Origin of the sequence: Archangium violaceum, from assembly GCF_016859125.1 — a bacterium.
Classification (GTDB): domain Bacteria; phylum Myxococcota; class Myxococcia; order Myxococcales; family Myxococcaceae; genus Archangium; species Archangium violaceum_A.
Window position 1 is genome coordinate 4,104,200 of the sequence record NZ_CP069338.1, and the last position, 22,947, is coordinate 4,127,146.

General features: G+C 68.6%; 17 protein-coding genes. 8 read left to right on the forward strand and 9 right to left on the reverse strand.

All coding sequences use genetic code 11. From position 1 onward, the window contains the following. Positions 1-33: 33 nt before the first annotated feature. Entirely contained in the window at positions 34-1,134 is a 1,101-nt protein-coding gene (locus JQX13_RS17685; protein ID WP_203410169.1) for a hypothetical protein, read from the reverse strand. A gap of 269 nt (positions 1,135-1,403) precedes the next feature. Between JQX13_RS17685 and JQX13_RS17690 the strand changes: the two genes are divergently transcribed. From JQX13_RS17690 to JQX13_RS17700, 3 genes are all read left to right on the forward strand, one after another. After that, a complete protein-coding gene (locus tag JQX13_RS17690) occupies positions 1,404-5,063 on the forward strand; it encodes a hypothetical protein (protein WP_203410170.1) in 3,660 nt (1,219 codons plus the stop codon). A gap of 55 nt (positions 5,064-5,118) precedes the next feature. Further along, complete coding sequence (gene dbpA / locus JQX13_RS17695) at positions 5,119-6,504, forward strand: ATP-dependent RNA helicase DbpA (protein ID WP_203410171.1); 1,386 nt, start codon at positions 5,119-5,121, stop codon at positions 6,502-6,504. Positions 6,505-7,000: 496 nt separating this feature from the next. Beyond that, entirely contained in the window at positions 7,001-7,846 is an 846-nt protein-coding gene (locus JQX13_RS17700) for a DUF4184 family protein (protein ID WP_203410172.1), read from the forward strand. A gap of 74 nt (positions 7,847-7,920) precedes the next feature. Here the strand turns inward: JQX13_RS17700 and JQX13_RS17705 are convergent, their stop codons facing one another. The 4 genes from JQX13_RS17705 to JQX13_RS17720 form a co-directional block, all read right to left on the reverse strand. Then, a complete protein-coding gene (locus JQX13_RS17705) occupies positions 7,921-9,300 on the reverse strand; it encodes a chloride channel protein (protein WP_239014805.1) in 1,380 nt (459 codons plus the stop codon). 60 nt (positions 9,301-9,360) lie between these two features. Beyond that, on the reverse strand, positions 9,361-9,669 hold the full coding sequence (locus JQX13_RS17710; RefSeq protein ID WP_203410174.1) for a hypothetical protein: 309 nt from the start codon (positions 9,667-9,669) through the stop codon (positions 9,361-9,363). A 76-nt stretch (positions 9,670-9,745) separates the two neighbouring features. Continuing rightward, positions 9,746-10,171, reverse strand: coding sequence for an SRPBCC family protein (locus JQX13_RS17715; RefSeq protein ID WP_203410175.1), 426 nt, complete (start codon positions 10,169-10,171; stop codon positions 9,746-9,748). Positions 10,172-10,264: 93 nt separating this feature from the next. Further along, on the reverse strand, positions 10,265-11,116 hold the full coding sequence (locus tag JQX13_RS17720; RefSeq protein ID WP_203410176.1) for a helix-turn-helix transcriptional regulator: 852 nt from the start codon (positions 11,114-11,116) through the stop codon (positions 10,265-10,267). Positions 11,117-11,281: 165 nt separating this feature from the next. Between JQX13_RS17720 and JQX13_RS17725 the strand changes: the two genes are divergently transcribed. Continuing rightward, on the forward strand, positions 11,282-12,154 hold the full coding sequence (locus tag JQX13_RS17725; RefSeq protein WP_203410177.1) for a hypothetical protein: 873 nt from the start codon (positions 11,282-11,284) through the stop codon (positions 12,152-12,154). A gap of 251 nt (positions 12,155-12,405) precedes the next feature. On the opposite strand, the gene JQX13_RS17730 is transcribed toward JQX13_RS17725, so the two are convergent. Beyond that, complete coding sequence (locus tag JQX13_RS17730; RefSeq protein WP_203410178.1) at positions 12,406-12,951, reverse strand: TetR/AcrR family transcriptional regulator; 546 nt, start codon at positions 12,949-12,951, stop codon at positions 12,406-12,408. 95 nt (positions 12,952-13,046) lie between these two features. Here JQX13_RS17730 and JQX13_RS17735 point away from each other — a divergent pair, with 95 nt between their 5' ends. From JQX13_RS17735 to JQX13_RS17745, 3 genes are all read left to right on the forward strand, one after another. Then, the gene (locus JQX13_RS17735; protein ID WP_203410179.1) at positions 13,047-15,365 is read left to right on the forward strand and encodes a molybdopterin-dependent oxidoreductase; all 2,319 of its coding nucleotides are present in this window, start codon (positions 13,047-13,049) and stop codon (positions 15,363-15,365) included. Between the two features lie 215 nt (positions 15,366-15,580). Continuing rightward, the gene (locus tag JQX13_RS17740; protein ID WP_203410180.1) at positions 15,581-16,909 is read left to right on the forward strand and encodes a hypothetical protein; all 1,329 of its coding nucleotides are present in this window, start codon (positions 15,581-15,583) and stop codon (positions 16,907-16,909) included. Positions 16,910-16,928: 19 nt separating this feature from the next. Next, a complete protein-coding gene (locus tag JQX13_RS17745; protein WP_203410181.1) occupies positions 16,929-19,373 on the forward strand; it encodes a tetratricopeptide repeat protein in 2,445 nt (814 codons plus the stop codon). Positions 19,374-19,573: 200 nt separating this feature from the next. Here the strand turns inward: JQX13_RS17745 and JQX13_RS17750 are convergent, their stop codons facing one another. Beyond that, a complete protein-coding gene (locus JQX13_RS17750) occupies positions 19,574-20,074 on the reverse strand; it encodes a hypothetical protein (RefSeq protein ID WP_203410182.1) in 501 nt (166 codons plus the stop codon). Positions 20,075-20,085: 11 nt separating this feature from the next. After that, positions 20,086-21,003, reverse strand: coding sequence for a DUF2381 family protein (locus JQX13_RS17755; protein ID WP_203412066.1), 918 nt, complete (start codon positions 21,001-21,003; stop codon positions 20,086-20,088). A gap of 73 nt (positions 21,004-21,076) precedes the next feature. On the opposite strand from JQX13_RS17755, the gene JQX13_RS17760 reads away from it, so the two are divergent. Next, complete coding sequence (locus JQX13_RS17760) at positions 21,077-21,949, forward strand: AraC family transcriptional regulator (RefSeq protein ID WP_239014807.1); 873 nt, start codon at positions 21,077-21,079, stop codon at positions 21,947-21,949. Positions 21,950-21,961: 12 nt separating this feature from the next. On the opposite strand, the gene JQX13_RS17765 is transcribed toward JQX13_RS17760, so the two are convergent. Continuing rightward, positions 21,962-22,837 (reverse strand): NAD(P)-dependent oxidoreductase, encoded by an 876-nt coding sequence (locus tag JQX13_RS17765; RefSeq protein WP_203410183.1) that lies wholly within the window; start codon positions 22,835-22,837, stop codon positions 21,962-21,964. Positions 22,838-22,947 lie beyond the last annotated feature (110 nt).

Here is a 22,947-nt window from a genome sequence, read left to right on the forward strand (position 1 = left end):
GGGGCCCTCCTTCGCGGACTTGCCTGAAGGGGATTAGAAGCGCATCAGGAAGCCCGGGCCCGCCGTCAGCGAGTTGCCTCGCCGGCCCGCGCGCATCAACACCGGCACCGGCATGGCCTTGAAGGCCTCGGACTTCCCGGACCGGAGCGTGGACCCGGTCCGCGTGGGCGGGTAGGGCACGGGCGGCTCAGTGGTGGCCAGCAGCGTGATGACGAAGGTAGCCGCGACGCCACCCATCGCCGACAGTGGCACGGCCGGGCCGTCCGCGAGCGCCGTGCCCGCCAGCAGCAGCGCCGCGCCCACGCCCAGCGGCAGCACCGTGAGCTTGAAGGCACGCTGCGCCGAGAGCTCGAACGGCACCGCCAGGATGCCTCCCAACGCCATGCCGAGCGCGGGGGCGACCAGCGTCGGCGTGAGGTTCGTGTCCTCGTCTCCTTCATTCGCGAGCGCCAGCGTGGACTGGGTGAGCGCGGTGAATACGAAGGCGTAGAGGGCGCCCATCCCCACGATGGACGCATCCCCATCGCTCACGTCACCGGGGCTGGCCGTGGCCGCCAGCACGCCGATGATGCCGGCCTGCGTGGCGAGGAGCGTGGTGACGGCGCGGTCCCGCCCGCTGAGCTTCTGCTCGGTGCCGTAGCCGAAGCTGGCGAGGAAACCCAACGCGGCTCCACCCGCGGCGAGCAGGGACTCGTTGCGCTCCACGGGGACGTAGTACTGGTAGACGGCCGCGGCGGTGCCGAGCGTCAGGCCTCCGAGCACCGCGCCCACGTAGTCCCCGTTCTCCGTCTCGAAGGTGTTGCCGAGGATGCCTCCCGTCACCACGCCGCTGAGGAGCTCGGTGAAGACGAGCAGCATGCCACCCGAGCCGGAGGAGAAGCGGCTATAGCGGGCCGCGCGCTCGGCGGCGGTCTCGTCGGGGCCCTGCGCCTCGGCCGGAGGCGGAGGCGGCGGAGGCGCCTGCGTGGCCGTCGTGGACGGAGGCGGAGGCGGTGGTGGCGGTGCCTGCTGGGTGGTGGTGCCGGGCGCGGGCTGTGTTGTGGGCGCCGGCGCCGGAGTGGGCGAGGTTTGAGCCCGCGCGACGCCATTCGCCGTCAGCAGGCCGATACACATCAGGGAAACGACGAGCCTCATAGACACAGGTCTCCTGGATGAGTCGTCCGGGGAAGATATGTCGGCCCGTGCGAGGGTGCACCGTTCGATCCCGGGTGCTTCCTCGTCCCATGGGGCGATGACGTGTCGGGTGGTGCGCGCATCCGGCCTCGGACTGTCGGCTTCCCGTACTTCCTGGCAGGAGCGTGTGGCGCGGCGTGCTCCAGGCCCGGTCCAAGGGGTGGGGAGGCGGGCGGGCTCACCCGGGCTCGGGGTCATCTGTGTCACAATGCGGTGGACCTCCGCTCCCCATGACCTCTTCCTCTCGTACCCGGTTCTTCCGGCGGGGCCTGATTCCCCCGGGACTGTTCCTCACGAGCGCCGTGCTCCTGTTGCTCGGGAGCGTGGCGGGCTGTGCCCGGAGTGATGCGCCACCGCCGCCCACCGAGGCCCGGGTCGAGGGCCACTGGGTGCAGCCCCTTCCGCGCAGCAGCCGGATGGCGCCGTGTGGCCACGGTCCCCACGCCTGGCTCTGGACGCCGGAGCGCTCCGGGCTTTGGCTCGTGGATGGGGAGGGCCGCGAGCTCGTCTCCGAGGCCTTCAGCGACAAGGATGCCCGGTTCCGGGACCGGGACGTGCGGGTGGTGGACGTGGTGCCCACGGCGGATCCGGAGCGGGCCTGGGTGCATGTGCGGGTGTCCTCGCTCGTGGGCGACCTGAGCGAGGTGTACGGGGTGGACCACCAGGGCCACATCCAGCAGCTCCTGGACCCCGCCCAGCAGGAGCTGGAGCTCGCGCCCTCCGAGGGCCATGAGCGGCTCTGGGTCGTGTTCGGCGTCAACAAGCAGCTGCGCGTCTTCGATACCGCGGGCGCCGAGGTGGGCCGGGTGGACCCCTCCGCGCTCGCGGGAGTCACCGTGCGCGATGTGATGCCCGTGGGGGATGGTCAGCAGGGATGGCTCGTGCTGAACCAGAGCCTCTATCAGGTGGACCTGCGGGCGCGCACCCTGTCCAACGCGCAGACCCGGCCGGGCCTGGTGCGAGCGCGGGATGTGAGCAGCATGGTGCCCACCGCGCGGTCGCAACGGGCGTGGGTGCTCGCGGAGCAGCCCGGTGGTTCCGGCTCCCAACTGCTCCTCGTGAGCCGGGAGGGAACGAAGACCACCTCGAGCCCGCTGCCCGGGGCGGTGCAGCGGCTCTTCTCCCACAAGGGGGGCAACTTCTTCTGGATGGTGTTCGCCCCGAGCCCGGGGGCCTCGGGTCCCTCGCTGAAGCTGGTGGGCGTCGATGATGGGAAGGTGGTGGGCCCGGGGGTGGAGGTGGAGGGGGCGCCCTCCCTGGTACACGCGCCGGACGAGCACGTCTGGGTCGTCGACGAGAAGCGTGTCTATGTCCTGGGTGACGGAGGCGCGGAGGTGGCACGCAGCGAGGATGGGCTCGGAGGTGCCCGGCTCCTGCCGCTCTCGGCACGGCAGGCGTGGGCGGTGACGCGCGATGGCGTCGTCCGGCTGCTCTCCGTGAAGGACGGGGTCATCACCGTGAGCACGTCGCGGAGCACGGGCCTGAGCGCTCCGCTGCCGAAGGCGTGGGACGCGCACGGTGGGTGGCTGCTCTCGGATGAGGGGACGCGGCTGCACCGGCTCGTGCTCGGGCCGGAGGGGCTCGAAGTCGAGCAGGTGCTCGAGGGCATGGGGATTGGCGACGTGCTCCCCATCCCGGGCAGCGGCCGCTTCTGGATCGCCGGCCTCCCGCGCGGCTACGTCTACGGGCCCGCCTCGGAGGTGCGGCGTGTGGCGGTGGGCTTCGCGGGCGGTGCCCGCATCGAGCGCGACGCGAGCGGGAGGGTCCAGGTGGTGGGCAGTCTCGAAGCCGGCGCGCCGCTGGAGTCGTTGGAGCTCGACTGGCCCGGGCTCGCCCAGGCGGCCGGGGCCGGACGCTCGCTGGAGCTCGAGCTGCGCGCGGAAGACGGAAGTGACGAGCTGGTGGGGCAGGGGCTCCGGCATCTCGCGGAACCCTCGGGTGTCCTCTTCCAGTGGAAGACGTCGCCGGGAAGCGCGGAGTCCCTCTACCGCGCCGTGGTGGCGCACGAGGTGGAGAATGGCACGCGCCTCACCGCCACCTTCGAGCACGTGCCCTTCGGCGTGCCGCTGCTCGAGCGGGTCTGGGTGCGCACCACACTCGCGTGCCTGGCGGTGACGCTGCTGCTCTTCCTGCCCATGCTGTTGCTGCGCCCCTCGGCCGCGCCGCGCCGGTGGCTGCCGCTCGTCGGCTACGTGGCCTCGCTGGTGGGCGCGGGCGGTGGCGAACTGCTGGGGCTGCTGGGCGGACTGCGCATCCACCTGCCCACCGTGGTGGCCGTGGTGTGCGCCGAGTTGGTGCTGTGCGCGGGCCTGGGGCTGCTGTCGCCGGCCGTGTTCCGCCGGCTCGTCTTCACCCATCCGTTCTCCTGGGCCGCCGCGCCGCTGTTGCGCTGGCCCGCCTTCCGGCGCCGCTTCTTCGCCGCCCATGTCCGGCAGGTGCGCCGCCGGGTGGACGTGGCCTCCGCCCAGGCCAACGGCGAGGTGTTCGTGGAGCTCTCCTCGCACGTCGTCGAGTACGCCGGGCCCGGAGTGAAGCCCTCGCCCTCGGAGCGCACCGCCGAGGAGCTGTGCCTGCTGCTCACGCGCGAGCGCGCGCACCTGCTCATCCAGTGCGCGGGAGGCCGGGGGAAGAGCGCGCTGCTGCGGCAGCTCGTCCGGCTGTCGCTGGAGCGCTTCGAGAAGCAGCCCTCCTCGCCGCTGCCCGTCTTCATCGACCCGGCGGCGGAGGACCTCGAGACGGCCGCGAAGGATGCGCTGCAGGACCTGGGGCTGCCGGAGGCGCTGCGGGACGCGCTGCTGGAGTCGGGGGACTTCTTCCTCGTGCTGGACGGCCTCACCGAGTCGAAGCTGGAGCCGGAGGCGCTGCGCCGCTACCTGGAGCGAGAGATGGGGCTGCACGCGCCGGTGTTGCTGTCGGCCCGGCCCAACGAGGCGTACCGGACGGCGATGTCCCACGCGCTGCGGTGGATGGGGGTGGAGCCGAAGCGGCTGGACGAGGCGGGGCTGGCGCGTTTCCAGGAGGCCTACCCGGGACCGGACGGGACGCCCTGGCCGCTCTCCGAGTCCTCCAGGCGCATCTGCCGGGGGCGCGCGGCGGACGGGACGTACGTGCCCATCCTCGTGCGGCTGGCGCTGCGCTTCGGCGGCAGTGACGTGGACAGCGTCATCAACCTCTACCGCGCCGTCTTCGCGGGGCTGCTGAAGAAGGATCCGGACGACGCGGCGACCTCGGAGCTGCTGTCGTTCGCCGAGGCGCTGTGCCTGGGCAGCTACTGGGAGCACCGCAGCCGGCTCATCGTCTTCCGGGACAGCCCGGACGAATTCAAGCTGCGGATGCTGCTGGACGCGGGGCTGCTGGTGTCCGCAGACGCGCGGCCCGGCCCGGTGCCCACGCACGTGCGCTTCTTCCACGACTCGATGCAGAGCTACCTCACGGCCCGGGCGCTGTACGCGCGCCATGCGTCGCGGGCGCACTGGGACTGCCTGTGGCGGGCGGCGGGCGAGCCGGGCTTCGCGCGCGAGCAGTCGGACCTGGTGACGGAGGCGGGCTCGGAGCTGTTCCAGATGTGCTCGTACGTCTTCGGGTACGACGCTCGGCTGAAGACCGAGTTGGTGCGGCACCTGGAGCTGTGCGCGGAGGCCAACGACGAGCGGCTCAACAAGGAGGGCATCCTGGCGGCCGTGCCGGAGGAACTGCGGCCGGAGCTGCGCAAGTCCGGCCGGGTGCTGTCGCCGGGCCTGCTGTTGAGCGAGGCCAGCCGCGTCTGCCGCGAGCACGTGGATGGCGAGGCGCTGTTCCTGCTCTACGCGCGCATCGCTCCGCTGGCCTGGCCCTGGAGGCCCGAGTCCGCGAGCGAGTCGGAGTCACGAAAGGACGCGGACGCCGCCTGAGCCTTCCCGGAACGGCTTCACCTGTTACAAGGGGTGGAGAGGAACCGAGGCTCCCATGGACTTTTCCGCACTCTCCCTTTCACCGCCGTTGCTCCAGGTCCTCGAGGAGCTCGACTTCCGGACCGCCACCCCCATCCAGGCCCAGAGCATTCCGGTGTTGCTGCGGGGCCAGGATCTCGTCGGCCAGGCACGCACGGGCAGCGGGAAGACCGCGGCCTTCGCGCTCCCCCTCCTGCAGAAGATCCAACTCCAGCAACGGCGGCTCCAGGCGCTCGTGCTCTGTCCGACGCGGGAGCTCTGCGCGCAGGTGGCGGGGGAGATCCGCCGGCTGGGCCGCAGACTGCCCGGGCTCCAGGTTCTCGTGCTCGCGGGGGGCCAGCCCGTCCGGCCCCAGGTGAACGCGCTCGAGAAGGGCGCCCACATCGCCGTCGGCACGCCCGGCCGCATCCTGGATCTCCTCGAGCGGCAGGCCCTCGAGACGAGCCGGCTCGCCACCGTGGTGCTCGACGAGGCCGATCGGATGCTCGACATGGGCTTCCGGGAGGACATGGAGCGCATCCTCCGCGAGACGCCTCCGACGCGGCAGACCGTGCTCTTCTCCGCGACGTTCCCCCCGGACATCGAGGCGCTGAGCCGGACCTTCCAGAAGGAGCCCGCGCGCGTGACGGTCGTGGAGGCCGAGGCGGCTCCCGACATCCAACAACTGCGTTACACGTGCGCGCCCGAGGAGAAGACGGCGCTCCTGCTGCGAATCCTGCGGCACTACCAGCCGGCCGCCGCCATCGTGTTCTGCAACCTCAAGGCGACGGTCGTCGAGCTGACGCGGGCGCTGGTTGCCGCCCGGGTGAGCGCGGACGGTCTCCAGGGAGACATGGAGCAGACCGAGCGCGACAACGTGATGGCGAAGTTCCGCAACCACAGCACCCGCGTCCTCATTGCGACGGACGTGGCGGGCCGAGGCATCGACGTCGAGGCGCTCGACGCCGTCATCAACTTCGATCTGCCCTCGCAGCCCGAGCCCTACGTGCACCGCATCGGCCGCACGGGGCGCGCGGGAAGGACGGGCCTGGCCATCTCGCTCGTCACGCCGCAGGACGAGCGCAAGGTGGAGGGCATCGAGCAGGCCACGGGTGTGAAGATGGCGCGCGCGAGCCCGGAGACACTGCCCCCCGCGGACCCGGCGGGCGGGGTGTCACTGGAGTCGGAGTGGGAGACGCTCTTCATCTCCGCGGGACGCAAGGACAAGATGCGCCCGGGAGACATTCTCGGGGCCCTCACGGGAGAGGCCGGCGGGCTGAAGGCCTCGGACATCGGGAAGATCGACATCCACGACCATCATGCCTACGTCGCCGTCTCCAGACGTATCGCGCGTGTGGCGTTCCAGTGTCTGCGCGAGGGCCGCATCAAGGGGCGCAAGTACCGCATCGAGCGGGTGCGGTAGCGCGGGCGGCTCACCGGCCCGCCGGGGGCCAGGATGTCTCCCCCATGAGCTCGGCACGCCACGCCCACCACGCCGGCGCAGCTTTTGCGCTCACGCGCAAGAAGGGTGATGCCTTCAGGGCGGCAGGGGCCTGCCCGCTACCGCCCGTCAGGCCCCGTGTCTCCCCTCACTGCGTGGTACAGGCGTCCTCACACACGCAACCGTTCGGGGTCCGCCAGCATTGGACCACGCAGGTACACGCCTGATCGAGGCAGTACCCCGGGCACGAGATGGCGGCCTCCGCCTCGCTCTGCGAAAGCCCTCCCACGAGGCCTCCGGTCACGATTCCCAGGACAAAGGCCAGCTTCACGATTGCTTTGTGCACAATGAGCTCCTTCAAGGGGGGGATTCAACGGTGCTGCGCTCGCGACGGTCCGCGTGGCGAGCATAGCCGGTTCACGAAACCTGTCGTGCACCCGTCGTGAATGGGAGGCAAGGGGTTGCCGTGAGTCCCCAAATGACTATCGATTGCGGTCTCGTGCCCGTCACCCTGCCTGCACATGCCGCCGCGGTGCTGCCCTTCTTCCGGCTCTCCCGCCGGGGTGTGCTGCCCACCGCCCTCATCGTCGGTGCCTGCGCGCCGGACCTCTCCTACATCTACGCGCTGCGCGAGGTGGGTGACTTCATCGCGCATGAGTTCCCTGGCTTCATCCTCTTCTGTGTCCCCGTGGGGCTCGCGGTGCTGCTGTGGCTGGAGGTGCTCATCCTCCCCGCGCTGCGGCTCGCCCTGCCCGAGGTGGGCGGTGTGCAGTGGGGCCGCTTCGTGCACACCCCGGGGCTCCCGCGCTCGCCGCTCGCCTGGTCGTTGACCGTCGCGGCCCTGGTGCTCGGCGCCGCCACCCACCTCCTCTGGGACGGTTTCACGCACCACCACATGTGGCCCGCGCGGGTGCTCTATCCGGACGTGGTCGTCCCCATCGGGAGCAGGGACCTGCCACTCTCCCGCGTCCTCCAGCACGTCTCCTCGCTGGTGGGCTCGCTCGGGGTATTCGCGTACATGGCGCGCCGCTACCGGCATCTGGAGCCCGTGCCGGGAGGCTCCTGGTCCTCGCTCCTCCGCGTGCTGCTGCCCACCGTCGCCGGGGCCTGCGTGGGACTCGCGCTGCGGCTGGTGCGCTACCAGGACATGGGCGCGCTGGAGGCCCAGCTCTGGTGGGCCTTCTGGCCCACGGCGACGGGGGCGCTCGCCGGGCTCACCCTGGGCTGCGGGCTCGTCCGGTGGCGCGAGTGGCGTGGCATGCCCGGGCTCGGCCGCGGCGCTCGAGCTCGCTCCGTCAGAACGCCCTGGCGTTCCGGGCCATGAGCTCGCGGAGGCCGCGCGACACGTCCACCCCGCTGTCGTTCAGATCATCGCCCACGGCTTGACACCATCCCGGCTCAACCGTGGGAGGGCGGTGCGGAGGGGCCGACGTGGGCCTCCTGCCGGGGCTGCTCGTTGTAGATGGAGAGCCGCAGCGTCAGCACGTAGGTGACGCCGCAGGCGAGCACGGCGGGCGGACCGTACTCGGAGCCGAAGACCTCCAGCACCAGGGCGATGGCGGCCAGCGGCACGCCCACCACCGCGACCAGCGCAGAGGCGATGCCCACCACCACGAAGAGGTGGACACTCAGCTCCAGGCCGGTGGCGGCGGCGAGCACCTGGGCGGTGGTCGCGCCGGACACGCCGCCGAGCACCATCGAGGGGATGAGCATTCCCGCCGAGCCGCCCGATTGGATGGTGAAGCCGGTGGTGAGCAGCTTGCCGACGACGATGAGCATCAGGAACCAGCCCTGCGACAGCGGGCCGGCATCTCCGGAGAGCAGCCGGGAGACGGTGTACTCGCCCATGCCCAGCACGTGCCGGGGATCCATTCCCACGGCGTAGAAGAGGCCCACGGCCACCACGGCGGTGAAGAGCGCGCCGGCGGCGCCGCGCAGCACCGGGGAGGCGCGCTTCACGAGCTGGCCCGTGTGCTTCATGGTCAGGCCGAAGGCGAGCGCCACGGGGGCGGAGATGGCCACGGCCACCAGCGCGGTGAGGCCGTACTCGGCCAGGGTGTAGGTGTGGCCGTGGGGCGGGGCCACGAAGATGGGGTGGAAGCCGAGGAAACGGTTGTTGAGGGCGTAGGCGATGATGGCGGCGAAGAGGCAGTAGGCCAGCTTCCTGTAGACGATGCGGTTGCCGTACACCACCTCGAGGGCGAAGAGCGCCGAGGCGAAGGGGGCGTTGAGCAGGGTACCCACCGCGGCGGCGATGCCGGCGAGCTGGCAGGTGCGCAGGGTGTGCTCCGAGCGCGCCCGCGTCACTCGCGCCAGGCCCGCGCCCAGCGACTCGCCCACCAGCACCACCGGGCCCTCCAGCCCTCCGGAGGCGCCAGTGCCCAGCGTCAGCAGGGTGGCCGCCGCCTTGCGGAAGGCGAGCCGGAAGGCGGGCAGTGAGTAGCGCGGGCGGGGATCGTCCGCCGTGTCCTTGTAGGTGATGTGGTAGTTGTTCAGGGCCACGTCCACGCCGTCCGAGGCCACCTCGCTCCAGCCGGAGCGCCGGTTGAGCAGCCCGCGCAGCAGCCCGCCCGCCACCAGCACGGACACCAGCACCAGCGGGGCCCACCAGACGTCCGCCTCGGCCACGAAGGCCAGCAGGCCATCGCTGGTGGCGTGGACGCCGTAGCGCAGGAGCGAGCACACGCCCCAGATGAAGACGGAGTTGAGGGCGACCCGCGCCACCGTGCGCGCGATGGTGTCCCACGAGTCATGGAGCGCTCGCTGCTCCTCGTCCAAGGGTTCCTGCCGCCGGGCCATGGGGGGAGGGTACCAGCCCTCCATCGGATTGATAAGGTTTCAGGTCAAACGACCTGCCTGCCTGCCCTGCAGGTCGGCTTCCACGTGCGCGCGGTCGGGCAGCACGCGATCGTCATTCACCCTCGCCAGGTGCGGCTCGGCTTCGTCGAAGATGGCGAACTCCAACAGGTGGCCATCGTCATGGAGCACCTTGAGCCCATGCGCCGTCTCGCGCACCTTCAGGACGATGCGCTCGCCATCGGGCAACCAGCTCAGGTCCTGGCGGAACGACTCCTGTGCTCCCGCGACGGTGATGATGAGGAAGTCATGGTCCGACCACGCGTCCGGCGTACGCCCGAGCTCGGCCATCGAGCCCAGCTTGCTCTGATGTATCCCAGCACCACCCCCTACGCGTCGTCGGATGCCCTGGCGGACTGGCTCTCGTTCAGCCCGGACAATCCTGTGACGACGGGTCCGGCTGCTGGCCCAGTGCCTTCTTCATGGCCTCAGCCCCCACCTCGATGAGCGGTGCGGCGACCCTCGCGAACTCGTCCGGAAGGAAGTCGGAAATCCATACCAACCGGCTGGTTCGTGGCCCCTCGGCGACGACCTGCATGGATGCATTGTGATGAGCAGGCGGTCCCCCGACGACCGCGTACGCGACACGCATGGCGGCGTCGTCGATCGTGACGATCCGTTCCTTCACGACCAACCCATTCGCGAACGTCACGAGCCGGGCGTCCCCTTCCATGCGGCAGTCCACGAGCACGCCCGGTGTCAGCCGCTCATGCGCCCGTCCCACGTCACGCAAGGCCTTCCAGACTTCCTCGGCGGGCGCGGGGATGACGATTTCCTTTCGAATCGTTCCCATCAGTCGACCGCCTTCGCGATGGGTCCGTGGTCCGCGACATTCTTCACCTTCAAACCGATGTGCTCGTACATGTTCCCTCCTGAAGAGAGGGGGTCACCGTACGAGCCCTGCCGCCAGCCGATCTTGGAGGATCTTGCGGTCACCTCGGGCCAGCCGACGGAAGCTCCGAGGCGACACGCCCGCGGCGCGGTGGAACGACCGCGTGAAGTTGGAGAGATCTCCGAACCCCACGTCATAGGCCACCGTGCTGATCGCCTCGTCACCCTGGGCCAGCAGCCACGCGGCCTCTCGCAGTCGCAGGTGCACCAGATACTGGTGGGGCGTCACGCCGAGCACGGCCGAGAACAGCCTGAGAAAGTGGAAGGGGCTCAGACCGACCTGTCTCGCCACCGCGGCCAGATCGATCTCCTCACGGCTGTGGGCGTCGAGCCACAGCGCCGCATGGACGGCCCTTCGGCGGTCGCGAGCGTCGACCTCCAGCGCCCGTCCGCGCTCCCCTGTTACGGCACGGATGAAGGTCGCCGCATAGAGGATGCCGGCCTCGTCTACACCGACGTCGCTCCCGCCCGTCGCCGCCGCCTGGGCCAACTCTCCCGCCACGGCCAGCTCGCGAATGGGCGGAACGCCGCGCGTGCTCCACAGGTCCGACGGGCCACCCAACGCATCGAGGAGCTCCGGCGTCAGCCGGAAGCAAAGGCATTCATCGCCGCAAGTCGTGTGGTCGTGCGTGCAGACGTAATCGTCGCCCGCGCGGCCTACGACGGTGGAGCCCGCCACCATGTCGCGGACCCGCCGGCCGACCCGGTACCCGAAACTGCCCGTGCGCACGTAGGAGATGCTCGTGCTCTCATGCAGCTCGGTGAAAGGCGCCGCCGAGGTGCCGGCTTCGCACTTGTAGGCCACGACCGTGAGCTGGCCCGTCTTCAGGATTGTCTGTACGGCCATGGGAAGGACGAGGCTACCCGATGACCCGGGGCCGAACCTGGACATTCTTGCCAGGCCGAGGCCGGTGCGGACTGGTACTGCGAGCATTGCGGTCAGTGCCGGTGGACGAAGCGACCGTTGTCTTCCGTCACGGCCAATTCTCTGGCGTGGAATGATGGGATGCCAGTGCACCCCCTCTTCGCCCATCCTTCCAGCCGCTGGAGCCTCCTCGTCACCCCCGCGCCCGCGGTCGTGGTTGGCGTCTATGTGATGCTCCGGCACGGCGTGTCACCCGCCGTCATCGGGCTCCAGGCCGCGGCCGCGATCCTCGCGGGGTGGGGCGGCGCGCGGGTTGCCCGCCTGCCGCGAGACAAGGTGCTTGCGTGGGCCCCCGCACTTGCCGCTGGTGGGCTCCTCTGTGGCTTCTTGACACTCGTGTCTCCCGGCCTCGATGGCGTTCATCGCTGGTGGGTGTTGGGGCCCCTCCGGTTGCATGCGTCGTCGCTCCTCGCCCCCCTCGTCCTTCTCGGGACCGCTGTCCTGTTCGAGGCAGGGCGGCCCCTTGCCGCGGCAGGCGTTGTCCTCTTGATGCAGGCGCTCCACCTCGTTCAGCCAGATGCTGCCCAGGCGACCGCATTGGGAGCCGCCTCGCTGGTGCTCCTCACCCTCTCTCCCGGAGCGCCGCTGCTGCGCTGGGGGTTGGGCTCGGTGGTGCTGCTGTCCACCGCGCTCGCCTGGAGGCGCCCGGACCCGCTGCTCCCCGTGCCGCACGTGGAGGGCATCGTTCGGCTCGCGACCGAAGCCGGCATGCTCTGGGGCGTCGCGGCCCTCGCGTCGCTGGCGGTCATCCCGCTGGGACTGGCCCTCGTGGGCGTGAGTGGGTGGCGCCGTTCCTCCCCGCTGGCGTGGCGGGTGACCGTCAGTCTCGCGATGTACCTCGGGCTTCAGGTTCTTACCCCCGCTTTCGGTCATTTCCCCGTACCAGTCCTCGGCTTCGGCGTCTCCCCTCTCATCGGCACCTGGCTGTCGCTGGGTATCGTGGGCGTATTACGCGATTAACTCCGCACGTCCACCGGGTTGCTCTGCGCCAGGTTCGGCTGGGAAGAGGCTCGCGAGATGCTCGCGGTCGCCGAGGCGTGGGCGATGGGAGGGGCTGGGGCCGGCGGCTGGCTCAAACTGCGGCGCTTGCGCTCGCAGGTGAAACACTGGATGTGCTGCACTTCTCCCAGGAACTGCTGCGACACAAGCGTACCTATGCCCAGGCGAAGCTGCCGCTCGTGCACCGCGGAACGCCCCCCTGAGTGCGAACACTACGAGTCGTCTGACACCCTGACGGTGCTCAACTGCGAAGCGATGCTCTCTCGTGCGCTCTTGCGTGCGGCCTCGAGCACCTGGCGCTTCGCGCTGTCCGTCGCGAGTCCACGCGCGATCATCACCGCCCCGACGCACTGGTTGAGGAGCGCGAAGGCGACCGATGTGTCGCCCACCTTCTCCGAGAGGACGGCCAACAGCTCCGAAAGCGCGCGCTCGAACACCTCCTTCGTCTCGGCCGGAGCGCGGCCAATCTCCGAGGCCAGTGTCGGCAGCACGCATCCCGACTCCGGATGCCGCACATGAGCGAGGCTGAGGTAGGTGTCGATGGCGAGGAGCAACTGCTCTTCGTTGCGCGGCTCGATGGTGGAGAAGCGGCTGCGCGTCGCCTCGAGCTCCGTCTCGACGATGGCGGACAGCAACTCTCCCTTGCCTTCGAAGTGCCGGTAGAACGCGCCGCTGGTGAGCCCTGCCGCGCTCGCGAGCGCATCCACTCCGCTGCCAGCGAACCCCTGCTGCTTCGCGAGCGAGGCGCTGGCGCGCACGAGTTTCTCACGGGACCGTGACTTCTGTTCGGGGGGATAGCGCATGGATCTTCAATAAGATAACGTTCGTTATCCCTTTGGCAAAGGTCTCCGCCATGACGACTGAGCAGACCGCCTGCATCCTGTGCTCCCGCAACTGCGGGCTCCGTGTCGAAGTCGAGGGCTCCCGCCTCACGAGCATTCGCGGCGACGACGCGCACCCGGTCTCCAAGGGGTACCTCTGCCAGAAGGCCGCTCGGTTGCAGCACTATCAGGAGAACGCGGATCGCCTCGAGCACCCGCTGCGCCGCGAGGCAGATGGCCGCTTCGTGCGCGTGGGTTGGGACGAGGCGCTCGCCGACATCGCCGCCCGGCTGGTCGCGCTTCGTGAGCGGCACGGCGGTCGCGCGTTCGCGTTCTACGGCGGTGGCGGCCAGGGCAATCACCTCGGGGGCGCGTACAGCCGGCAGCTCACGAATGCGATGAAGAGCCGCTTCGTGTACAGCGCGCTCGCCCAGGAGAAGACCGGCGACTTCTGGGTCAATGGCCGATTGTTCGGCGACCAGCGTTGCCACGTGACGGAGGACGTCGAGCACGCGGACGTCGTGCTCTTCATCGGCACGAACCCCTTCCAGGCGCACGGCATCCCGAATGCGCGCGACACGCTGCGGGAGCTGAAGAAGGACCCCGCGCGCACGATGGTCGTGATCGACCCACGCAAGACGGAGACGGCGCGCATGGCCGATGTGCACCTTCAGTTGCGCCCCGGCACCGACGCATTCCTGCTCGCCGCGATGCTCGGCATCATCGTGCGCGACGGCCTGCATGACCGGGCGTTTCTCGCCGAGCGCTGCACCGGGCTCCCGGCGGTCGAGGCCGCGCTCCGGGCGGTCCCCATCGAGGAGTTCGTTCGTCGCGCGGACGTGCCTCTCGCCGACGTCGAGCGCGTCGCACGGACGTTCGCCAGCGCGCGCGCCGCGTGCGTGCGCGTCGACCTGGGGCTGCAGCAGAGCCTCCACAGCACGCTCAACTCGTACCTCGAGAAGCTCCTGTTCCTGCTGACCGGGAATCTCGGCAAGCGCGGGGGGAACAACTTCCACTCGCTCTTCCTGCCGATCCTCGGCAACACCGACGAGCGCTCCGGCCGGCACATGCGCACCGCGCATCACCGCATGTTCCCGATTGGTGGGCTGTATCCGCCGAACATCCTGCCCGGTGAAATCGAACACGAGGGCGAGGATCGCGTGCGTGCGCTGTTCGTCGACAGCGCCAACCCGGTCCTCACCGGCGCGGACACCGCCGCCTACGAGCGCGCGTTCGCGAAGCTCGAGCTGCTCGTCGTCGTGGACGTGGCGATGACCGAGACGGCGCGCTTCGCGCACTATGTCCTGCCCGCGGCGACACAGCTCGAGAAGTGGGAGTGCACGGGGTTCAACCTCGAGTTCCCCGACAACGCGTTCCAGCTCCGCCACCCCCTGTTTCCACCGCGCGCGGAGGCCTTGCCCGAGCCGGAGATCTACACGCGGCTCCTCGAGGCCATGGGCGAGCTGCCCCGGTCCTTCCCGGTGCTCGAGCGCATCGCGGCGGCCGAGCCCGCCGCCACGAAGCACGCCGGCTTCCTCGCCGCGCTTGGCGCGACGCTCGCCGCGAAGCCGCGGTGGATTCCATACGCCGCGTCGATCGCGTACCGCACGCTGGGGCGGGCGCTCCGAACGTCACGAGCGCACCCGGAGCGCGTTCCGCCCGCCGCCGCGGCGCCCCTCATCGGGCCGGCGCTCGACCTCGCGCGGAGGGAGCCCCGCGCGGTCCGCCGCGCAGGGCATCGCGGCAATCGGCTCACCCTGGGCCTGTCGCTGTTCCAGACGATTCTCGACAAGGCCGAGGGCACGCTCGTCACGCGACACGAGTTCGCCGACACCTGGTCGTTCATCCGTCACCACGACCGTCGCGTGCACCTGGAGATTGCGGAGATGCTCGGTGCTCTCCGTGCCCTCCGGGACGAGCCCGAGGCGAGCCCGGAGCTCGTGCTGCTGGCGGGCGAGCGCCGCGCCTACAACGCCAACCAGATCTTCCGTGACCCGTCCTGGCGCAAGAGCGACCCTCACGGCGCGATGCGCATGCACCCCGATGACGCGCGTGCGCGCGGACTCTCCTCGGGCTCGCGTGCGATCTGCGAGTCGGACACCGGACAGGTCGAGGTCACGATCGAGCTCGACGAGGCACTCCGTCCCGGGATGGTCACGCTCCCCCACGGCTACGGGATGCGCTACCGCGGCGGAGCCCCCATCGGTCCCCAGATCAACCGCCTCACGGCGAGCGACCACTGCGACCCGCTCGCGCGCACGCCCTTTCACAAGCACGTTCCGGTTCGGGTGACCGCGGTCGATGCTGAGCCGGTTTCAGCCTCCGATACCTCGCGCCCGATGATCGTCTGACACCCGCGGCGGCACGCCCGCCCAGGGTGCACACGAGGCAGCATTCCCGAGGTCAGGAGTCGGAAACAGTGTGGCAGCCAGACTGGCGGGCGCTCCAGCATCTCGCCAGCCACGGGCGCATCTGTTAGGAGCGCAGGTTCGCAGGTTCCGGGGCAGTTCCGCCGGGCCTGGACGCCTGGCATCCGAGATGCCCTCTAGAGGCTGGAACAACGCGCATGAAGACCGAAGACCTGGCGTTCCTCCGCTCCTTCTTCCGTGCGGTCACCGATCAGCCCATCGAGTTCAATGGGACCGACGCGAGCCGCTATGTGCCGCTGTACGAGACTCCGGAGCTGGCCCCTCATGATCCGGTCAAGTTGCTGGCGCGCCCCATCCAGTTCGCCCTCGGGCAGAGCGTGCAGCTCTTCTCCGGCTTCCGGGGGAGCGGCAAGAGCACCGAGCTTCACCGCTTGCGCAAATACCTGGGCGAGCAGGGCGATTACAAAGTCGTGCTCTGCGACATCGAGGACTACATCAACCTGTCGCAGAACGTCGACATCATCGACTTCCTTCTGGCCGTGGCCGGGGCCTTCGGGGATGCGCTCCAGAAGGAGGGCTTCCTCCCGAACGATCCTTCGAGGGAGGGCTATTGGGAGCGCTTCACCAACCTCCTGAAGCGCACCAATATCAGCATTCCGGACCTGTCCACGGTGGGACTCAAGGTCGCGCTCAAGAGCGATCCCTCGTTCCGGGAGACGCTCCAGAAGCGCATGTCCGGTCATCTCGGGACGCTGGTGGAGGACGTGCGCGCCTACGTCACGGGCTGCGTGAAGAAGGTCAAGGAGCGACACGGCCCCGACACGGAGGTCGTGCTCTTGCTGGACTCGATGGAGCACATCCGTGGGACGTCGACCAACGCGACGGCCGTGCAGGACTCGGTGGTGAACCTGTTCACCAGCCATAGCGACAAGCTCCACTTCGACCACCTGCACGTCGTCTACACGATTCCCCCCTACTTGAAGGTTCTGTACCCGAACCTTGGAACACTTTACTCCCCAGGGGGCGTCCAGGTTCTCCCCGCGCTGAAGGTGCGGGACAGTTCTGGAAACGTCTTCCAGCCGGGCCTCGACCTGCTGGAGCGGCTCATCTCCGCGCGAGGCCCTTGGCAGCGGCTGCTCGGTCCGGAGCGCGAAACGCTCGACAAGTTGAGCCTTTTGTCGGGCGGACACCTGCGCGACTTCCTGCGGCTGTTCTCCGAGATCATCCGCCGGGCGGATCGGCTACCGGTGCCGGTGGAGACAGTCGATGCCGCCATCGCTCAAGTCCGCACCGAGTTCCTCCCCATCGCGGATGCGGATGCGAAGTGGCTCCACCTGATCGCCACCACGCATGGAGTGGCGCTGCCGGAGATCAAGCAACTGCATGATCTCGCGCGCTACCTCGATACGCACCTCGCGCTGTACTACCGGAACGGCAACGAGTGGTACGACGTGCACCCGCTCGTACGCGACGTCGTGAAGGCCCAGGTGGAGGAAGCCAGCAAGCGCACGGCGAAGGTGCCCTGATAGGGAGCTAGGGAACGCCATGAAGCCCGTCACCGAAGCGAACATCGGCCCTGGGGGCGAAGCGGAGTGGCTGAGATTGCGGCGCCAGTTGGAACTGGCCGATGGATTCTGGCTGGGGTTCATCTTCTCGCCGTCACCCCTGAGCTCGGGAGTCCTCCGTCGCCGCACCGAGCGCCTGCTCCGCGGGCAGACGCGCCGACTGGAATCCGTCCATCCTGAGAGCCCCTCGGCGCTGAAGGGTCTGCTTTCCACCCTGTTCACCCCCGAGGCCGCGAATGCCGGATGTGCGTGGGTGGAAGCCTTGTTCCTTGATCCGGGTGATGGAACGGAGCGGCCCTGGCGGGAGGCCTGGCTGGAACTGGTCTCTCGCATGAACGAGCGGCGCGATGCCCTGCGTCGGCACCTGCGCGGTGGCCTCGTGCTCGTAGCCCCTCCAGAGATGAAGCTCTCCATGCGGGAAGCAGCTTCGGACCTCTGGTCCATTCGTGCATTGGTGATTGAGCTCCCCCTTGTCGCGGAGAGTTCGCCACGAGAGTCCCCCATGAAGGCGGGAGCCTTTTCGGATCGGTCTGGGCGCGGAAAGGGCCCCGAGGCCGAAAACCTGACGGAGTTCGCTCTCGCGGAGTCAGAACGATTGCTGGCGAAAGCTATCGGCGAGGACCCAAGACAGATAGGGGTTCTGCTCGGCCGGGTGGATGCACTGCTTTCATCCGGAAGAACGGGCGAAGCTGTCGAAGCAGCTCGCCGGGCTCGAGAGCTTGCCTTCAAGGACCCACAACAAACTCCACTTCTAAGAGTAATGGTACTCCATGAACTCGCCTTGGCCGAAAAGGCCCATGGAGATCCGGCAGCAGCCGAAGAGCACCTGGAACAGGCGATCAAGGTTCTTGGAAATCACGACGACCAGTATCGCTTACTGTTGTTGGATGAGCTGGCGAGCATTGCGCTCTGGCGAGGCGATCTTGTTTCGGCTCTGGCGGCCTCTGAGGAGTCCCTCGCTCTCTCACGCCAGCTGCGCGCGGCCCTGGGAGATACCCCCGAGGCCCTCCGCGACCTCTCCGTGTCCCTCAACAACGTGGGCGACGTGCAGCAACGCCTCGGCAACCTCCCGGCCGCCAGCGCCGCCTCTGAGGAGTCCCTCGCTCTCGCACGCCAGCTGCGCGCGGCCCTGGGAGATACCCCCGAGGCCCTCCGCGACCTCTCCGTGTCCCTCAACAACGTGGGCGACGTGCAGCGACGCCTCGGCAACCTCCCGGCCGCCAGCGCCGCCTATGAGGAGTCCCTCTCCCTCCGCCGCCAGCTGCGCGCGGCCCTGGGAGACACCCCCGAGGCCCTCCGCGACCTCTCCATTTCTCTCGACAACGTGGGCGACGTGCAGCAACGCCTCGGCAACCTCCCGGCCGCCAGCGCCGCCTCTGAGGAGTCCCTCGCTCTCTCACGCCAGCTGCGCGCGGCCCTGGGAGACACCCCCGAGGCCCTCCGCGACCTCTCCGTGTCCCTCAACAAAGTGGGCGACGTGCAGCGACGCCTCGGCAACCTCCCGGCCGCCAGCGCCGCCTATGAGGAGTCCCTCTCCCTCCGCCGCCAGCTGCGCGCCGCACTGGGAGATACCCCCGAGGCCCTTCGCGACCTCTCCGTGTCCCTCAACAAAGTGGGCGACGTGCAGCGACGCCTCGGCAACCTCCCGGCCGCCAGCGCCGCCTATGAGGAGTCCCTCGCTCTCGCACGCCAGCTGCGCGCCGCGCTGGGAGACACCCCCGAGGCCCTCCGCGACCTCTCCGTGTCCCTCAACAACGTGGGCGACGTGCAGCAACGCCTCGGCAACCTCCCGGCCGCCAGCGCCGCCTCTGAGGAGTCCCTCGCTCTCGCACGCCAGCTGCGCGCGGCCCTGGGAGATACCCCCGAGGCCCTCCGCGACCTCTCCGTGTCCCTCAACAACGTGGGCGACGTGCAGCGACGCCTCGGCAACCTCCCGGCCGCCAGCGCCGCCTATGAGGAGTCCCTCTCCCTCCGCCGCCAGCTGCGCGCGGCCCTGGGAGACACCCCCGAGGCCCTCCGCGACCTCTCCATTTCTCTCGACAACGTGGGCGACGTGCAGCAACGCCTCGGCAACCTCCCGGCCGCCAGCGCCGCCTCTGAGGAGTCCCTCTCCCTCCGCCGCCAGCTGCGCGCGGCCCTGGGAGACACCCCCGAGGCCCTCCGCGACCTCTCCGTGTCCCTCAACAAAGTGGGCGACGTGCAGCGACGCCTCGGCAACCTCCCGGCCGCCAGCGCCGCATACGAGGAGTCCCTCGCCCTCGACCGCCAGCTCCAGGAACTCATGGGCGACAGCTCTCAGACGATTGAGGATCTTGCTGTCTCCCTCGATGGTGTCACGAGCATACGAGAGGCCCTCGGGGATGGTGAGGGCGCTGCGCTCGCACGCAGGGAAGCACGGGCGCTTCGTAGCCGATGGGACGAATGAGTTCATGGCGTGGCATTCCGTCCTGTCGGTATGCCCTTCGCGTTGAGGTATGAGGTGTACGAAACTGAAGGCACGAGGTGGTGGCTTTCAGCAGCACAGGGCCGACGCATAGATGGCGCCTCCACTCCTCGAGTCACTCCATGCGCCGACGGCACAGCCCGCCCCTGGTCGAGCGTCGCGGCGAGCCGATGGCGGCAACGCTACCTGAACTCGTTCACGATGTAGACGCCGGCACGAGGAGAACCGAGGATGGCCGTCCCAGGCTTGGACTCGGGGTGCTTCCGGAGCTGCCCCATCCCGAGCCGAGCCACCGCGCAAATAGGCACCTGCTCTCCTCCATCCATGGGCTGGGCGGCGTAGTACCGGATGACGGCTTGTGGACCGCTGGTCCAGACCCGGCCGTAGAGTCGGGCGGGTGCTTCAAGCAGCCCGAGGTTCTCCTCGAGTATGCTCTCGATGTTTCCCTCGTACAGAGTGATGGGATAGGCGCGGCTCTGGTTCGCATCGAGCTGGACCCACGCGGATTCCCCGACGAACATTCTCAAATAGTTCATCGCCTTGAGCGATTCTGCTGGGCACTTTTCCGGCCCTGGGCTGCCGTCAGCACGCAGGGAGACTCTTCCCGTGGCTGTTCCGGGGCAGCCGGACGACATTACGAGCAGAACGGCGCAAACCAAAAGTGCGAGCTTGTTGGAGGCCATGTCGCTTGCTCCTATCGCGCGATGAGCGCCGGATCTAGCTGGACGTAGGCTTGCCGCATTCCGTCGTGCCGGTAGACCTCCAGCGACAGGCGCGTCAACTCGCCATCGTCAACGAAGGCGCTACCGTCCACGACAAAGGCCATCACACCGGACCCGCCAGGCGCGATTTCTCGAACCGTGGAGCGAACGGCGACTGCTCGCTCACGGCCCTTGTCCAGGGTGACGAGGCGGACCGACTTCATGCTCCATGGATGCTCAGGTGCCATGTTCTTGAGCTTGAAGACGACAGCGACCTTGCCCTTCCCCTGGAGTATCTGTGCATCGATCTTGGTATCGCCATCCTCGCCAGAAAAGCGGTCCACTACCCTGAACGGCGTCTGCACGATCGCGCCCGAGGCCAGCAGGGCGGCCAGAGCGTGGTCCTCCGAAGTCTCTTCCTCGCGATAGCGCTGATTCTCTTCGATGAGCACGTCGTTCTTCTTGAGTGCTTCCAACAGAGCAGCGTGGATGGCCGCGTAGCTCTCGCGGTTCTTGAACACGTCGATCTGCTGGTCCGTCCACGACCACGCCTTGCGTGCCGGGGGTCTCAGGAGAAATGGCACCTCGGTTCCATCAACCAGCGTCACGACCATGGGAATTGCTTCGTCGCCGTCGAGGTCATGGAGGGGCTCCAGGAGCACCTTGTTGCGGACCACCACCAGTGGATCGAGCCGGCCCTCCCAACCGATCAGCTTCGTCTTGAGTGGATCGACGGGCTTCTCGAATCGGAGCGTCGTGACGACCTGCCCCTTCACGTAGACGCGGTGGGTGGCATCACCCGGATGCTCCGAGAGCAGGATGGCTCGTACGGAGAGTTTGTCGCGCTCGTTGCTGGCAAAGGCGGTTGAAGCCACAAGGGCAACAAGCAGTACAGACCGGAGAGGTAGCATCGGCGGGCCAACGTAGCAGGAAGGGTGGGAGCATCCAAGCGCATTGGCTCCTCGCTCGGGGATGCCGACCCTCATGCGGATTGACACGGACGGCGAGGGCTCTTACTTCAGCCGCATGAGCGAGCAACGGCAGGGCGAGACTCTTGCGGAACGACGTCCTCGGATCGAGCTCGGTATCGAGCTGCGCGCGACACCCGTGGGAGAGAGCCGGCACCTGCTGCCTTCCGACCACTACATCAACGTCCACGCAGGGGCGCCCGTTCGGACGTCTTGCCATTCGAACCGTGTGCGCTCGATTCGCACGCGGGGCGACATCTGCCTCATCCCCGCCGGAATGCCCGATGCGTGGGTTGATGATGACGCGAGCAGTTCCGTGGAGCTCCGGCTGCCAGCCGCGCTCTTGCGCCGGGTCGCGGAAGACATGGGGCTGGATCCCGACCGCACGGGAATCGAGCCGCGATACCATTTCAGAGAAGCGCAGATCGAGCATCTCGCATGGGCGCTCGAGGCGGAGTTCCGCGCCGGTTTCCCAAACGGGCTTCTCTACAGCGAGAGCCTGGGCCTGGCGCTCGCGGCGCACCTGCTGACTCGCTACCGCGCGTCCGTGGAGGCTCCAAGAGGTCTTTCGAAACGACAGCTTCAGCGCGTCCTCGAACACATCGAGGCGCACCTGGATCAGAACCTCTCGCTCACACGCCTCGCGAGCGAGGCCGAAGTCAGCGCATCGCATTTCAAGGTTCTGTTCAAGCGCTCGATGGGACTCCCGGTGCATGAGTACGTCATGCACCGGCGGGTGGAGCGTGCCAGGGCCTTGCTCGTGCGCGGTGAGCTTCCCGCGAGCGAAGTCGCGCTGGAGGCCGGGTTCTCGCACCAGAGCCACATGGCACGCTGGATGAGGCGTGTTCTCGGCGTGACGCCGACGTCCGTCGTGCGTTCGCGTGCCTGAGGGTGTCCGGCGTCACCTCATGAACTTGTGGAGGACGGCGAAGTCATCCTGGGCGTGTCCCGCCTGGAGGGCCGCCTGGAAGAGCTGGTCGAACGCATCGGGCACGGCGTGATGGATTCCGCGCTCCTTGCACAGCTCGAGCAGATGTCGGAGCGCTCCCTGGTGGGCATCGACCGTCGCGAGCGTCGTCTCATCGCCGGCGAAGCGACCCGCTTGGATCCGGTTCACGAAGTCGGTCACGGCCCCGTCGATGACCGGCTGGGTTGCCTTGAGGTAGCCCATGAAGGCTTCGAGCGGAAGCGCTTCGGCCTGGCAGACGGACACGGCCTGAAGCACACCGAACATCGACCCCCACATGGAAACGAGGAGTGCGCTGTCTAGAGCGGAGGCGTGGCCCACGTCGCTTCCCACATGGAGGGAGTTTCCCCCGAGCGCGAGGAGGACGGGTTTGTACTTCTCGAAGAGAGCACCTGGTCCTGAATACAGAATGGTGCCGCCTGGTTCGCCGATGAAGTTCGGAGTCCCCATGATGGCTCCATCCAGGTAGTGGATGTCGTGGTTCCGAGCCCACGCGGCCATTTCCCTCGCCTGCCTGGGCGAGCCCGACGTCAACTGGACGAGCAGCTTTCCACGCAAGCCCTTCGTCACGTCGTCCTGCCGGAGCAGCCCGTCGCTGGTGACGTAGTCGTTCACGTTCACGACGATGAGCTCCGCATCGGCGACGGCGTCCCGCACCGTTTCCGCGACCCGTGCCCCCAGGGCCGCGAGCGGCGCGCACTTGGACTTCGTGCGATTCCAGATGGCAACACTGTACCCCTGCTTGAGAAATGCACTCACGAGCGCGGAGCCCATACGCCCCGTACCGAGAACCGCGATGCCAGGCTTCATGACGATGTTCCTCTTTCTCCTCTGCTGTCGCTCCCCGACGAGCGCCAGCGTCGTCAGCCATGACTACCGCCTCCCCCTCTGGCAGGCGCGCACGGGTGGATGATTCGAGA